14 protein-coding genes and 1 pseudogene are annotated in these 13,781 nt (G+C 44.6%); 6 read left to right on the top strand and 9 right to left on the bottom strand.

The features are described from left to right. From B3D47_RS05925 to B3D47_RS05950, 6 genes and pseudogenes are all read left to right on the top strand, one after another. A pseudogene (locus B3D47_RS05925) lies at positions 1 to 252 on the top strand (urease accessory protein UreD); the annotation flags it as partial. A 270-nt stretch (positions 253 to 522) separates the two neighbouring features. Next, positions 523 to 825, top strand: a complete 303-nt coding sequence (gene ureA, locus B3D47_RS05930; protein ID WP_004809472.1) for an urease subunit gamma — start codon at positions 523 to 525, stop codon at positions 823 to 825. A 9-nt stretch (positions 826 to 834) separates the two neighbouring features. Beyond that, positions 835 to 1,143 (top strand): urease subunit beta, encoded by a 309-nt coding sequence (locus B3D47_RS05935; RefSeq protein WP_286860563.1) that lies wholly within the window; start codon positions 835 to 837, stop codon positions 1,141 to 1,143. A 15-nt stretch (positions 1,144 to 1,158) separates the two neighbouring features. Next, a complete protein-coding gene (gene ureC, locus B3D47_RS05940; protein WP_286860566.1) occupies positions 1,159 to 2,859 on the top strand; it encodes an urease subunit alpha in 1,701 nt (566 codons plus the stop codon). 74 nt (positions 2,860 to 2,933) lie between these two features. Next, on the top strand, positions 2,934 to 4,046 hold the full coding sequence (locus B3D47_RS05945; protein ID WP_286860569.1) for a hypothetical protein: 1,113 nt from the start codon (positions 2,934 to 2,936) through the stop codon (positions 4,044 to 4,046). A gap of 100 nt (positions 4,047 to 4,146) precedes the next feature. Next, positions 4,147 to 5,034 (top strand): DMT family transporter, encoded by an 888-nt coding sequence (locus tag B3D47_RS05950; protein ID WP_286860571.1) that lies wholly within the window; start codon positions 4,147 to 4,149, stop codon positions 5,032 to 5,034. A 70-nt stretch (positions 5,035 to 5,104) separates the two neighbouring features. Here the strand turns inward: B3D47_RS05950 and pcaD are convergent, their stop codons facing one another. From pcaD to benA, 9 genes are all read right to left on the bottom strand, one after another. Further along, entirely contained in the window at positions 5,105 to 5,884 is a 780-nt protein-coding gene (gene pcaD / locus B3D47_RS05955) for a 3-oxoadipate enol-lactonase (protein WP_286860575.1), read from the bottom strand. A 101-nt stretch (positions 5,885 to 5,985) separates the two neighbouring features. Further along, on the bottom strand, positions 5,986 to 7,191 hold the full coding sequence (pcaF, locus tag B3D47_RS05960; protein ID WP_286860578.1) for a 3-oxoadipyl-CoA thiolase: 1,206 nt from the start codon (positions 7,189 to 7,191) through the stop codon (positions 5,986 to 5,988). Between the two features lie 130 nt (positions 7,192 to 7,321). Continuing rightward, positions 7,322 to 7,975, bottom strand: a complete 654-nt coding sequence (locus B3D47_RS05965; protein ID WP_286860581.1) for a 3-oxoacid CoA-transferase subunit B — start codon at positions 7,973 to 7,975, stop codon at positions 7,322 to 7,324. 21 nt (positions 7,976 to 7,996) lie between these two features. Next, positions 7,997 to 8,668 (bottom strand): 3-oxoacid CoA-transferase subunit A, encoded by a 672-nt coding sequence (locus tag B3D47_RS05970; protein ID WP_086044785.1) that lies wholly within the window; start codon positions 8,666 to 8,668, stop codon positions 7,997 to 7,999. A gap of 37 nt (positions 8,669 to 8,705) precedes the next feature. Then, entirely contained in the window at positions 8,706 to 9,926 is a 1,221-nt protein-coding gene (gene benE, locus B3D47_RS05975; RefSeq protein ID WP_286860583.1) for a benzoate/H(+) symporter BenE, read from the bottom strand. A gap of 58 nt (positions 9,927 to 9,984) precedes the next feature. Then, on the bottom strand, positions 9,985 to 10,770 hold the full coding sequence (benD, locus tag B3D47_RS05980) for a benzoate diol dehydrogenase BenD (protein WP_286860586.1): 786 nt from the start codon (positions 10,768 to 10,770) through the stop codon (positions 9,985 to 9,987). A 17-nt stretch (positions 10,771 to 10,787) separates the two neighbouring features. Continuing rightward, positions 10,788 to 11,804, bottom strand: a complete 1,017-nt coding sequence (benC, locus tag B3D47_RS05985; RefSeq protein WP_286860588.1) for a benzoate 1,2-dioxygenase electron transfer component BenC — start codon at positions 11,802 to 11,804, stop codon at positions 10,788 to 10,790. Positions 11,805 to 11,897: 93 nt separating this feature from the next. Next, positions 11,898 to 12,389: a benzoate 1,2-dioxygenase small subunit gene (gene benB, locus B3D47_RS05990; protein WP_071320743.1), complete on the bottom strand. Its 492-nt coding sequence runs from the start codon at positions 12,387 to 12,389 to the stop codon at positions 11,898 to 11,900. Continuing rightward, positions 12,386 to 13,774, bottom strand: coding sequence for a benzoate 1,2-dioxygenase large subunit (benA, locus tag B3D47_RS05995; protein ID WP_286860592.1), 1,389 nt, complete (start codon positions 13,772 to 13,774; stop codon positions 12,386 to 12,388). Before benA ends, benB begins: the two co-directional genes overlap by 4 nt. Between the last annotated feature and the right edge of the window lie 7 nt (positions 13,775 to 13,781).

The following is a 13,781-nucleotide window of genomic DNA, read 5'->3' on the forward strand; positions in this document are numbered from 1 at the left end:
AGTCTATGGGCTGTACCGCCTGAAAAATATCGTGCAAGTTTTTATCTGGATGAGCACATCGACCTGATTCGTGAACTCATCATGCGTATGGATTTGCCGGTGACATTAACGCTACTCGATGATGTGCTGACGGCGCGTTATCTCGGAGATGACGTGCGCCAGTGTCATGATGCACTTGCTGCGATTCGTGCACGACTGCGTCGTTACTGGTTTGGATTAGATGAAGAGTTTCCGAGGATTTGGCGGACATAATCCCTCCTTGCGTAGCCGTGCTACTCACCCTTTAAAAAGGGAGGAGAAAAGCCCCTCTTTCATAAAGAGGGATTGGGGAGATTTATAGAAATGGATTTAGGACAATTTTATTAATCCCTCCTTGTGAAGCAGTGCTTCTCATCTCCCAAAGGGAGAAGGAGTTTTTACATACAGGTGAATTTCCCTCTCCTATAAGGAGAGGGTTAGGGAGAGGTTTCTATAACGTGCACACATTTTGCATTAAAAATATTGAAGAAATAGGAAATAGACATGGAACTAAATCCGACTGAAAAAGACAAAATGCTGATTTTTACTGCAGGACTAGTGGCAGAGCGCCGTAAGGCACGCGGGCTAAAATTGAATTACCCGGAAGCCATTGCCTTTATTTCTGCTGCTTTACTGGAAGGTGCACGTGATGGTATGACAGTTAGCGAACTGATGCATTACGGCACGACTTTACTGACCCGTGATGATGTCATGGACGGCATTGCTGAAATGATTGCCGAAGTTCAGGTTGAAGCGACCTTTCCTGATGGCTCTAAGCTCGTCACTGTGCATCAACCGATTGTCTAGGAGCATCATATGATTCCAGGTGAAATTTTTACGCCAGATACTGATATTGAAATGAATGTGGGCAGACAAACCTTAAAAATGACTGTGGCCAATGCGGGTGATCGTCCGATTCAGGTGGGTTCACATTTTCATTTTGCCGAGGCCAATGATGCTTTGCAATTTGACCGCGAAAAAGCCCATGGCTATCGCTTAAATATTGCAGCAGGAACAGCCGTTCGATTTGAGCCTGGACAAAGCCGTAATATTGAATTGGTGGCTTTAGCCGGTAAGCGCGAAGTGTATGGCTTTGCAGGTCGGGTCATGGGCAAGTTGGACTAAAGGAATACTTATAAAATGAAAATGTCACGCCGCGCTTATGCGGAAATGTTTGGTCCAACAGTTGGCGATCGTGTTCGTTTAGCCGACACCGAACTGTTTATTGAAGTGGAACAAGACCTCACTACCTATGGGGAAGAGGTCAAATTTGGTGGCGGTAAAGTCATTCGTGATGGAATGGGGCAATCTCAGCTTTTAGCCGATGACGTTGCTGATACTGTGATTACCAATGCGCTGATTGTCGATTGGTGGGGTATTGTCAAAGCAGATGTTGGTTTGAAAAATGGCCGCATCTGGAAAATTGGTAAAGCAGGCAACCCTGATATTCAGCCTGATATTACTATTCCATTGGGTGCAGCCACTGAAGTGATTGCAGGTGAGGGGCAGATTTTAACAGCAGGTGGTGTCGATACCCATATTCACTGGATTTGCCCGCAACAGGTGGAAACGGCATTGATGTCAGGTGTGACCACCATGATTGGCGGTGGTACAGGACCTGCGGCAGGCACATCAGCAACCACAGTGACACCGGGGCCGTGGCATATCTCGACTATGCTACAAGCCATTGATGATTTACCCATGAATATTGGTTTATTGGGCAAAGGTAATTTAAGTCAACCTGAACCGATAACCGAGCAAATTAAAGCGGGTGTGGTCGGTTTAAAGCTGCATGAAGATTGGGGTTCAACGCCAGCAGCTATTGATAACTGCTTAACCGTCGCAGATCAGTATGATGTACAGGTGGCGATTCATACAGACACACTAAATGAAAGCGGCTTTCTAGAAGAAACTTTGGCAGCATTTAAAAACCGTACTATTCATACCTACCATACCGAAGGCGCTGGTGGCGGACATGCGCCTGATATTTTAAAAGCTATTGGTCAGCCGAACGTATTACCATCTTCGACCAACCCAACCCGTCCATATACCATCAATACGATTGATGAACATTTGGATATGTTGATGGTGTGCCATCATTTAGACCCTGCAATTTCTGAAGATGTGGCATTTGCGGAAAGTCGTATTCGCCGTGAAACCATTGCTGCGGAAGATATTTTGCAGGACTTGGGGGCAATTGCGATGATGTCATCGGACTCGCAAGCAATGGGGCGTGTCGGTGAAGTCGTGATTCGCACATGGCAAACGGCACATAAAATGAAAGTGCAGCGTGGGCCTTTAGAGGGTGACAATGCCACGCATGATAATAATCGTGTAAAGCGTTATATCGCCAAATATACGATTAACCCTGCCATTACGCATGGTTTGAGTCATGAAATTGGTTCGGTGGAAGTAGGTAAACTTGCCGATTTAATCTTATGGAAGCCTGCATTTTTTGGCGTTAAACCGTCGATGATTATTAAAGGTGGGATGATTGCAGCTGCGCCAATGGGCGATATTAACGCGTCCATTCCAACACCTCAGCCTGTGCATTATCGTCCGATGTTCGGTGCCAATGCGCGTGGTGTGCATAACACCTGTATTACCTTCTTATCGCAAGTGGCGATAGAGGCATGTGTGCATGAAAAGCTCGGTCTGAAAAAGTTGATTAGTCCGTGTAAAGGCACACGGGATATTCAGAAAAAAGATATGAAGTTGAATACTTACTGTCCTGTGATGGAAGTTGACCCGGAGATTTATGAAGTTCGGGCAGATGGGAAATTGTTGACTTGTGAACCCGCGGAAGTACTGCCGATGGCGCAAAGGTATTTCTTGTTTTGATATAAAAAGCCCCAAAAATTGGGGCTTTTAATTTATAGTTAAATTATTTACTTAAATAAAAATAAGAGGCAATTGTGGGATTTTCTTTACAAAGTAATGATTTTACTAGTGCAATCAATCGTATCCAAGCAGTAATTAGCAAAGCTATGGAATCATCTGATCCGATTCTTAAAGATTGGGCTCAAAACCTTTTGAGAGTTGATTTTGTATTTAATAATGAATCCATAGAGCAACTAGAAAATAACTTACATGAAACTAAGAAATGGAATTTATTTAATTTAGTCGACGCATATGCTGATAATAAAAATAATGATTTAGAACTATTGAAAGTAACTACGATCATTGTTTTTATTTATTTTCAAGAAGCATATTTTAGATTAGGTGAATATAGTGAAAATATAGTTTTTAATAAGTTTAAGGATAAAGTTTATGATTTAAAAAAAGAAGAATATCAAAAATATAAAATATACTTTGATTATTTAGATGAATTACCATACAGAATTTGCAAAGAGATATATAGTGATACGAGATTAAATGAAATCAGAATTTTTTTAGAGGAAAAAGATTTTTCAGAGTTCAAAAGCTTTGTCGAAACCAACACAACAACTTTTGAAATGATAAAAAAATGGGAAGAAACTTTTGAATATAAAAAAAAAATTGTTTCAGAATTGGAAAATAAACTTGAGCATAGTAAGCAAACTTATGATTTTGTCTTATTAAATAAAGGTTTTAAGGAGCTTTATGAACAGAAAAAATTAGAGTTAAAAGAAAGAAGAGAAGGTTATTCGCAATTTGGAGCTACCCTAGTATGTGTGCCATTAGCTGTAATTATTGCAATCATTATTTTAATTTTGACAGGCTACGAAGCTAAATTAGCATCAATGTGGTTTTTAGCAATACCAATTACGACATTAATGTTGTTTCTGTTTTATTTTACTCGAGTAGGATTGCAGCATGTGCGTTCAGTTCAATCTCAAATGATGCAACTCGAACTTCGAATGGCACTCTGTCAGTTTATTCATAACTATGCAGAAGACTCTGAAAAATTGCATACTAAAAATAAAGCAGGTTTTGAGAAATTTGAAAATATTATCTTCTCACCATTAGTTTCATCAGACGATAAAATTCCCACCACTTTTGATGGAATGGAGCAACTTGCCAAATTAGTGAGTGAATTTAGAAGGTAATCCAAACTTTCTGCTATCAATTCCGATCATATTTATAATTAGTCATCTCATCTGCAAAGGCATAAAATTATTTCACTTTTAACCTAACAGCAGATTAGACATGGCAATCAGTTGGATCTTCTTTACCTTAATGGCTGCATTCATGCAGGCATGGCGTAATGCATTTCAAAAACAACTGAGTTCGACTGTTGACGTCTGGGGCGTAACGCTTGCGCGTTTCTTGTTTGGTTTTCCACTTGCATTTATATATATCCAACTACTGTACCATTTTTACCCAGTCATTGAAGCTGTGCATTTTACTGCAAAGTATTGGATATATATTTTCATTGCAGGAGTGAGCCAAATTCTTGCCACTGTACTGATGGTGCAACTGTTTAAACAAAAAAATTATGCTATTGGTGTTGGTTTAGCCAAAAGTGAAGCTATCTTAGCCGCGATTATTGGCGTGGCTTTTCTATCAGATCATTTATCGTTCTTAGCCTGGATTGGCGTACTCATTGGCGGTTATGCAGTATTTTTACTAAGTAAAGGCAACCAACTGAGTGGACTTTCTGCTAAAACGTTGATGATCGGGGTAGGTAGTGGGCTTTGTTTTGCCATTACGTCCCTTTTAGTTCGAGAAGCCAGTCTAGAACTAACTAATTTGCCTGTATTACACCGTGCATCTTGGGTATTAATTTCAGTCATTGGCTTCCAATGCATCAGCATGCTCATTTATTTAAGCCTATTTAGCCGTAAAACACTCGTTGCTATGCGTGAACGTATGGGACTGACTATGAAAGTAGGCTTTTGTAGTTTTACAGCATCCCTTGGTTGGTTTACTGCCATGAGCATGATGAGTGTACCGGTGGTGAAAACCTTAGGGCAGATCGAGATTTTATTTAGTATGCTGATCTCGGCGTATTTCTTTAAAGATAAATTGGCCAAGGCTGAACATTGGGGACTGGTACTGGTGGTGATTGCAGCAATCTTAGTGATTTGGGCCTAGTTTTTATTTAATATGATCCAGAAAAAAGCCACTGATGAACAGTGGCTTTTCTACTATTGCGATGCGCTTTTTAAGCCGCAATAAATTTTTGCACCGCCTGATTAAAGGCTTCAGGTTGTTCAATATTTGAAATATGCGATGCATTGATTTCAAATAGTTGGCTGTTGGCAATACGATCTACCATATACTGACCATCAGCCACAGTCGTTACAGGGTCTTGCTGACCAGCAACCACTAAGACAGGCACAGTAATGTCTTTCAGTTGTTCACGAACATCCGCTTTAGCCAAAGCTTCGCAGCAACTTGCATAACCTTCCGGGCTGCCAGCTCCAAGGTCGTTTGAAAGTTCTGCAACTATCGCTGCGTTGCTCTGGATAAAGGGATCGGTAAACCAGCGTGATGCTGCAGTCGATGCAATCGGCGCCAGACCTTGTTCACGTACCAGTGCGGCACGTTCCAGCCAGGCCTGTTCATGACCGATCTTGGCAGCAGTATTGCAGATAATCACGTGGCTAAAACGTTCGGGCTTGTTGATTGCTAACCATTGACCAGTCAAACCACCCATCGAGATACCACAGAAAGCGGCTTTCTGGATGTTCAGGTGATCCAGCAGATTGACCACATCCTGACCTAGCTGTTCAAGGCTATACGGACCTTGCGGTGCAGAAGAAGCCCCATGACCACGCGTGTCATAACACACGACAAAATAGTCTTGCTGGAAAAATTCAATTTGTGGCTGCCACATGCTGAATTTGGTACCCAATGAGTTAGAAAAAACCAGGGCAGGTTTGCTGGCATCACCAAAAGTCTGGTAATTGATCTGGGCATCGTTGGATGTAAATGTTGGCATTTTTTTAAGTCCTTAATCTTATAAATCCCCCTAAATCCCCCTGAGCAAGGCTTAAGCATTGCTTTAAGCTGAAGTGCAAGAAGGGGGACTTTTAATGAGGATTAAACACGTTCAATAATCAACGCGATGCCTTGACCGACACCGATACACATTGAACATAGCGCATATTGACCACCGGTGTGTTCCAGCTGGTTGAGTGCAGTCGTCACTAAACGCGCACCTGAAGCACCGAGTGGATGACCCAAAGCAATCGCACCACCATTTGGATTGACTTTCTCTGAACCGTCTTCGATACCCAAGTCACGGGTACATGCCAGTGCCTGAGCAGCAAAAGCTTCATTCAGCTCAATCACATCCATCTGCTCTAAAGTCAGACCGGTTTGTACCAGTAATTTCTTGATGGCAGGTGCTGGACCAAAACCCATGATTCGTGGTTCAACACCTACAACGGTTGAGCCAATAATTTTGGCACGTGGTTTTAAGCCATGCTGAGCAACCGCTTCATCAGATGCAATCAGCAGGGCAGCCGCACCATCGTTAATACCAGAAGCATTACCCGCCGTTACAGTCCCCTCTGCTTTCACCACAGGTTTCAGTTTCGCCAGAGCTTCTGCTGTGGTAGAGGCACGCGGATGTTCATCAGTATCGACAACGATCGGATCGCCTTTACGCTGCGGAATCACCACAGGAATGATTTCCTTGGCAAAGAAACCATTGGCCTGCGCTGCTGCGGTACGTTGCTGGCTGGTCAGAGCAAACTTGTCCTGATCTTCACGGTTGATATTGAACTGTTCTGCCAGATTTTCAGCAGTTTGCGGCATGGTTTCTACGCCGTACATTTCTTTCAGTTTCGGATTGATAAAACGCCAGCCCATGGTGGTGTCTTCAATCTTCTGGCTACGGCCATACGCTGTTTCTGACTTGCCCATCACGAATGGGGCACGCGACATGCTTTCTACACCACCGGCAATAATCAGATGGGCTTCACCGGCTTTAATCGCACGTGCTGCCATCGCGACTGCATCCATCGATGAACCACACAGACGGTTCACGGTCGTTGCCGGCACCTGATAAGGCAGACCTGCAAGTAGTGAAGACATACGACCGACGTTACGATTGTCTTCACCGGCCTGATTGGCACAGCCATAAATCACGTCATCGACCTGTTCCCAGTTTACCGATGGGTTACGTTCCATCAAAGCTTTAATTGGCAGCGCACCTAAATCATCTGCACGGACAGGCGCGAGGCCACCGGCATAACGGCCGAATGGGGTACGAATGGCATCGATGATATATGCATTTTTCATTTATTAAATTCCTTGTTCCTTTAAATCCCCCTAAATCCCCCTTTATCAAAGGGGGACTTTTCCTCCCTTTCTTATGCTGAATTTTAAAAGCTGTGCTTTAAAACTCACTCAGGGAGGTTAGGAGGGATTATTAACCCTGTGTCGCATCAATCAGTGATGCACCCGTCATGGACTGCAATTCTTCAAATGACAGACCTTCGACTTTTTCAATGACTTTCATGCCTTCAGGAGTGACATCAATTACACACAGGTCAGTATAGATGCGGTCCACACATTTCAGGCCAGTCGCAGGATAAGTCAGTTCAGCCACAATCTTAGGTTCGCCTTTTTTAGTGACGTGATCAGTAGTGATAAAGACTTTCTTGGCGCCGACGGCCAGATCCATCGCGCCACCGACTGCAGGAATTGCATCGGGTGCACCGGTATGCCAGTTGGCCAGATCACCATTTTCAGCGACTTGGAAAGCACCCAAAACTGCGATATCTAAGTGTCCGCCGCGCATCATCGCAAAAGAATCCCCATGATGGAAGAAAGAACCACCTTCGAGCAAGGTCACGAATTCTTTACCGGCATTAATCAGCTCAGGATCGCGGTCTTCTTCAGCAGGAGGAGGACCGAAAGCCAGCAGGCCATTTTCAGAGTGCAGGAATACGTCTTTGTCGCTTGGCAGGTAGCTTGAAATCTTGGTTGGTAAACCAATACCGAGGTTCACATAAGCACCATCAGGAATGTCTTGTGCCACACGTTCAGCGATCTGGTCACGGGTCAGTTTGTTATAGCTCATGAATCTTCTCCTTATCCGTGATTACTGTGCAGGTTTAACTTGAACAACGTGTTGAACAAAAATTCCTGGGGTAATGATGTGCTCTGGATCCAGTGCACCCAGTTCAACCACCTCAGAAACCTGTGCAATGGTTACATCAGCTGCCATCGCCATAATCGGGCCAAAGTTACGGGCAGATTTACGGTAGACCAGATTGCCCCAACGGTCGCCCTGATGGGCCTTAATTAAAGCAAAGTCAGCTTTAATCGGATTTTCCAGGACAAAATCTTTGCCTTCATAGTTCAAGGTTGGTTTGCCTTCAGCCAGCAAGGTACCAAAACCGGTTGGGGTATAGATTGGACCTAAGCCCATACCTGCTGCCTGAATACGGCAAGCCAGATTACCTTGCGGCACCAGTTCCAGTTCGATCTTGCCTGCACGATAGAGTTCGTCAAATACCCAGGAATCAGACTGACGCGGGAAAGAGCAGATAATTTTACGCACAGCGCCCGCTTTAAGCAGTTTCGCCAGACCATAGTCGCCATTACCAGCATTATTATTGACAATAATAAGATCCTTGATTCCCAATTCGATCAGACCATCAATCAGTTCAGCAGGCTGACCCGCTGTCCCAAATCCGCCGATCATAATGGTAGAACCATCCTTGATCTGGGAGAGTGCTTCTTTCAATGATAATGAACTTTTATCTATCATAATCTGGTCCTTACATATCCTAAACTGATGGATGTCTTTAAACTCGTTTTGAATCTGATGCTGTAACCGGAACTGCGTTACGGTTTTTCTGTGACAGCAGAAAATGTGCGACCAAGCCAATGCAAATTCCCCAAAAGACTGAACTCAGTCCTAAGAAATGCATGCCGGAAGCAGTCGCTAAAAAGGTGATCAATGCTGCATCACGTTGTGATTCTTTGCCCATGGCCACGGAAATGTTGGTAGCAATCGCACCCAGTAATGCCAGTCCTGCCAAAGCTGCAATGAGTTCTTTGGGCATCAGGCTAAACAGCATGACAATGCTGCCGGCAAATAAGCCGCCCAAAATATAAAAAAGCCCATTGGCCACGCCGGCGATATAACGCTTTTCTTTCAGCTCGTGGGCATCTTTCCCCAGACACAAAGCAGCTGTGATCGAAGCCAAGACAATCGTGATACCACCGACACAGGCCACTGCAAGCGAGGCAATACTGGTTGCACTAATAATCGGCTTGGCGGGCATGTCATAGCCACTGAGTTTGATAATCGCCATTCCCGGTAAAAACTGACCAGAAAGGCTGACTAGAATCAGGGGAAGGGCCAGATTCAGGGTCGAACTCCAGGTCCATTCCGGTGCAATAAATTGCGGAATCGCCAGACTGAAATCTGCCGTGACCGGGTTAATCTTGCCCAGTAACATACTTAAAACCACACCTGCGACCAGCACCCAGACCATGGCATAACGTGGACCGAAACGCTTGGCCAGCAAAAATACCGCCAGCATGCCAAAGACGATATAGGGCATGGTATCGGTCGCGGTGAACAGTCCTAAACCAAACTGCAGTAAAATCCCCGCCATCATTCCGGCAGCGACTTCCTGAGGAATCCAGGACAGCAATTTGTCGAAATAACCGGTGATCCCAATGAAAAAAATCACCACAGCAGAGGTGATATAGGCAGCAACCGCTTCATTGAGCGAAATATCGGGAAACAGTGTGACTAATAAAGCCGTTCCGGGTGCAGACCAGGCGGTGACGACAGGTATTTTGTATTTAATCGATAAAAAAATACCGGCAAGTGCAGCACCAATAGAAATTCCCCAAATCCATGAAATCATCATGTCTGGGGAAACCTGGGCTTGCTGTGCCGCCTGGAAAAAAATGATCAGTGGGCCTGAATAGGAAATCAGTACTGCTAAAAATCCTGCAACAGTGGCTGAAATTGACCAATCATTTTTTAATGTCTGAAACAGGGTATTCATTGGTGATGTGCCTCCTTGCGTCGAACCATGAGCCTGTTAAAAATCGTGATGATCAGGATTAGCCCTGATCACCACCACCGACCGGTACCACTGTACCGGTCATATAAGATGATTCATCCGAAGCGAGGAATACAATCGCATTCACTTGTTCCTGAATCGTACCGTAGCGTCCCATGAAAGTACGGTCAATGGTTTGATCAACCACCTGCTGCATCCATTCTTTTTCAGACTCAGTCAATGGATTGGCATTGCGCGGTACTTTACGTGGCGGTGCTTCAGTGCCACCCGTCGCGATTGCATTGACACGGATGCCGTCTTTGGCATGTTCAAAGGCAAGGGAAGCGGTCAGGCCGTTCACACCACCTTTCGATGCCGAATATGGCACACGGTTAATGCCGCGTGTTGCAATAGAAGATACGTTTACAATAGTACCTTTCTGATTTTTAATCATTTCCGGAAGTACTGCACGGCAGCACCACAGTGTCGGGAACAACGAACGGTTCACTTCCTTGATAATTTCCTCTTCAGAAAATTCTTCGAAAGGTTTCATCCAGATCGCGCCACCGACGTTATTGATGAGCGCATCGACACGGCCATAGGTTTCTAGCGCTTTTTCAACGACTGATTGAGCACCGGCAAACGTTTCCAGATTGGCTTTGACCGTAATCGCATCACCACCAGTCGCTTCAATTTCAGTCAGAACTTCTTCCACATAAGGGGAAAGGTCAGCCATGACGACTTGAGCGCCTTCGCTCGCCACTTGCAGCGCGACACCGCGACCGATGCCTTGCGCGGCACCGGTTACGATTACGACTTTATTTTCAAATCTTTGACGATTAGACATTGAACAAATTCCCTATATTAGTTGGCAGAGAATTTTTCAAACAGGAAGCTTGCAGGTTTTACGCCTTCAGCATCTAGCCAGCCGCGAACTGCTTCTACCATTGGTACAGGGCCACATAGGTAGATGTCTACGTCGCCGCCATTTAGCCATTCGTTTTCGATATGACCGGTCACATAGCCTTTACGCTCATGTGCCGATTCCGGGTTAGCAACCACTGTACGGTATTCGAACCACGGGAATTTTTCTTGCAGTTCGTTCAGTTTTTCAATGGCAACCAAGTCGAAATCATTGGTCACACCAAATACTAAACGCACTGGATGTTCTGAATTTTTTTCTTCCAGCACTTGCAGCATCGACATGAAGGGTGCAATACCTGTACCACCAGCCAGCATCAATACTGGACGGGTCACAGGGCGCAGGTAGAAGCTACCAAATGGACCGGTGAAAGTCATTTTGTCACCAGCTTTGGCATTGACACTCAAGAACTCACTCATTTTACCGTTCGGTACGTTACGTACCACAAAGCCGGTTAAACGGTTGCCTGGTTTAGAGCTGAATGAATAAGAACGGGTTTCAGTTGTACCTGGAATACCCACGTTCACATATTGACCAGCAAGGAAGTGAATGTCTGGTTGACCTTCATCTAACTGAATATCAAAGGTAATGGTCGAGTCAGACAGGTTTTCGACACGCGCCAAAGTACCCTGGAATGCGTGAATTTCAGTTTTACACACTTCCGAAGAAGCTTGGATCTGAAATACGGCGTCTGAGGTCGGTTTACATTGGCAAGCAAGAATATAGCCTTCAGCTGCTTCTTCTGGGGTTAATGCATCTTCAATATAAGTTTCTTCAGGCATGTCAAATGAACCTGATTCACAAAACGCACGACACGTTCCACAAGCACCATCACGGCAGTCCAAAGGAATATTGATCTTTTGACGGTAAGCTGCATCAGACAGGGTCTCGCCTTGGGCAACAGAAATAAAACGTGTAACGCCATCTTCAAATTGAAGTGCAACATTGTGGTTTGACATGGCTGAATATCCTATATAAATCTTTGTAACTGGACCTTTCAGCCAATTTTCCATCTGGCTGAAAGGTTTTACCTGGCTGTAATAAAAACAGTCTTAAAGGTGATAGATGTCGATAACCTGATTGATGTAATCATTTTTCAGTACCACGTATTTGCTTAAAATTTGTGGTTTATCGCCTGAAAAATCGATTTCATAACGTGACATACCGAAGTAGCTGTAGCTGTTTTTATAACGGAAACTCAAGGTGTTCCAGTTAAAACGTACAGTGACCTTGTCGCCATCACGTTCAACAACTTCAATATTGCTGATGTTGTGGCTGGTACGTGTATCCGGCATGGTGGCAGATGAGCGTTCAGTCTTGATCCGGAACACGCGGTCTTCTAAACCTTGACGGTCTGGATAATAAATCAGGGAGATTTCAGACTGTGGATCTGTAGTCAGTTTGTCGTCGTCATCCCAGGCTGGCATCCAGAAAGAAGCAGTAGGGGCATAACACGTCAACCAGTCATCCCATTGTTCATCATCTAAAAAGCGGGCTTCCTGATACAGGAACTGCGCAATATTTTCTAAAGTGATGTCGCTCATGCGTTTTCTCCTTCAGTAGATGCTGCAATTTCTTTTTCAGTCGCGATGCCTTTTTTGATCAGTTCTAACCAGTACTGGTGCTGAGCCAGGTATAGACCTTCATCTTCAGTTTTAATACCAGACAGTTTTGGTTTTAAACCGATTTCATTGGCAGCATCATCAGGACCTTGGATCCAGTGTTTGGAGCCGCGACACATATCGTTCCACTCAAGCGCGATACCTGCGTAACCAGCCTGACATGCACGGAATTCTTCAAGATCGTCTGGGGTTGCCATACCTGATGCGTTAAAGAAGTCTTCATACTGACGGATACGACGTGTACGTGCTTCCGGCTCTTCACCTACTGGCGCGATACAGTAGATCGTCACTTCAGTCTTATCGACAGAAATTGGACGTAACACACGGATTTGCGAACCGAACTGATCCATGAAGTAAACGTTTGGATAGATACACAAGTTACGTGAACGTTCGATCATCCACTTCGCCATAGCTTCGCCATATTGCGCAGTGTATTCATCTTTCTTGGCAAAGTTAGGACGGTCTTCCGGGTTAGCCCATTGCGTCCAAAGCAGCATGTGACCGTGTTCAAAGCCGTAAGAACCACCGCCTTGTTTGCCCCATGAACCTGCACTCATGGCACGGATGTTGTCACCCGCTTGTTTTTCTTTACGTTGCTGAGTCGTTGCAGCGTAGTTCCAGTGTACTGCAGACACGTGGTAACCATCGGCACCGTTTTCAGCAGTCAACTTCCAGTTACCTTCATAGGTATAAGTTGAAGAACCGCGTAAAACTTCCAGACCTTGTTCAGACTGACCCACGATCATGTCAATGATTTTAGTCGCTTCGCCCAGGTATTCTTCCAGTGAAGGAACATCCGGATTCAAGCTACCAAATAGGAAGCCTTTATAGCTTTCAAAACGGGCAACTTTTTTCAAGTCATGCGAACCGTCTTTGTTAAAGCAATCTGAATAACCTGCTTCAGCCGGGTCTTTTACTTTTAATAACTTACCTGAGTTATTAAACGTCCAGCCATGGAATGGGCAGGTGTAAGTTGCTTTGTTGCCTTTCTTGTTACGGCATAATTGTGCACCGCGATGCGAACAGGCATTGATCATGGCATTCAGTTCACCTTGACGGTTACGTGCAATGATGATCGGCTGACGACCAATATAGGTAGTATAGAAGTCGTTATTGTTTGGAATCTGGCTTTCATGTGCAAGATAAACCCAGTTGCCTTCAAAGATGTATTTCATCTCCAGGTCAAACAGAGCTTGGTCTGTGAATACAGACCGGTGAAGTTTAAATTCACCAGATTCAAAATCGTCAACTAGAAGCTCATCAATACGATCAAGATGACTGGTGTTAATTACAGGAATACGAGGCATGTCCGTT

Origin of the sequence: Acinetobacter sp. UBA3461 (assembly GCF_002381195.1) — a bacterium.
In the GTDB taxonomy this organism is placed as follows: domain Bacteria; phylum Pseudomonadota; class Gammaproteobacteria; order Pseudomonadales; family Moraxellaceae; genus Acinetobacter; species Acinetobacter schindleri.

Bases quoted from the DNA above. Each gene is read 5' to 3' on its own strand.
- benE (WP_286860583.1), bottom strand. From the start codon at position 9,926: ATGAATACCCTGTTTCAGACATTAAAAAATGATTGGTCAATTTCAGCC.
- pcaF (WP_286860578.1), bottom strand. From the start codon at position 7,191: ATGAAAAATGCATATATCATCGATGCCATTCGTACCCCATTCGGCCGT.
- benD (WP_286860586.1), bottom strand. From the start codon at position 10,770: ATGTCTAATCGTCAAAGATTTGAAAATAAAGTCGTAATCGTAACCGGT.
- B3D47_RS05970 (WP_086044785.1), bottom strand. From the start codon at position 8,668: ATGATAGATAAAAGTTCATTATCATTGAAAGAAGCACTCTCCCAGATC.
- benA (WP_286860592.1), bottom strand. From the start codon at position 13,774: ATGCCTCGTATTCCTGTAATTAACACCAGTCATCTTGATCGTATTGAT.
- B3D47_RS05950 (WP_286860571.1), top strand. From the start codon at position 4,147: ATGGCAATCAGTTGGATCTTCTTTACCTTAATGGCTGCATTCATGCAG.
- benB (WP_071320743.1), bottom strand. From the start codon at position 12,389: ATGAGCGACATCACTTTAGAAAATATTGCGCAGTTCCTGTATCAGGAA.
- pcaD (WP_286860575.1), bottom strand. From the start codon at position 5,884: ATGCCAACATTTACATCCAACGATGCCCAGATCAATTACCAGACTTTT.
- ureA (WP_004809472.1), top strand. From the start codon at position 523: ATGGAACTAAATCCGACTGAAAAAGACAAAATGCTGATTTTTACTGCA.
- benC (WP_286860588.1), bottom strand. From the start codon at position 11,804: ATGTCAAACCACAATGTTGCACTTCAATTTGAAGATGGCGTTACACGT.
- B3D47_RS05965 (WP_286860581.1), bottom strand. From the start codon at position 7,975: ATGAGCTATAACAAACTGACCCGTGACCAGATCGCTGAACGTGTGGCA.
- B3D47_RS05935 (WP_286860563.1), top strand. From the start codon at position 835: ATGATTCCAGGTGAAATTTTTACGCCAGATACTGATATTGAAATGAAT.
- ureC (WP_286860566.1), top strand. From the start codon at position 1,159: ATGAAAATGTCACGCCGCGCTTATGCGGAAATGTTTGGTCCAACAGTT.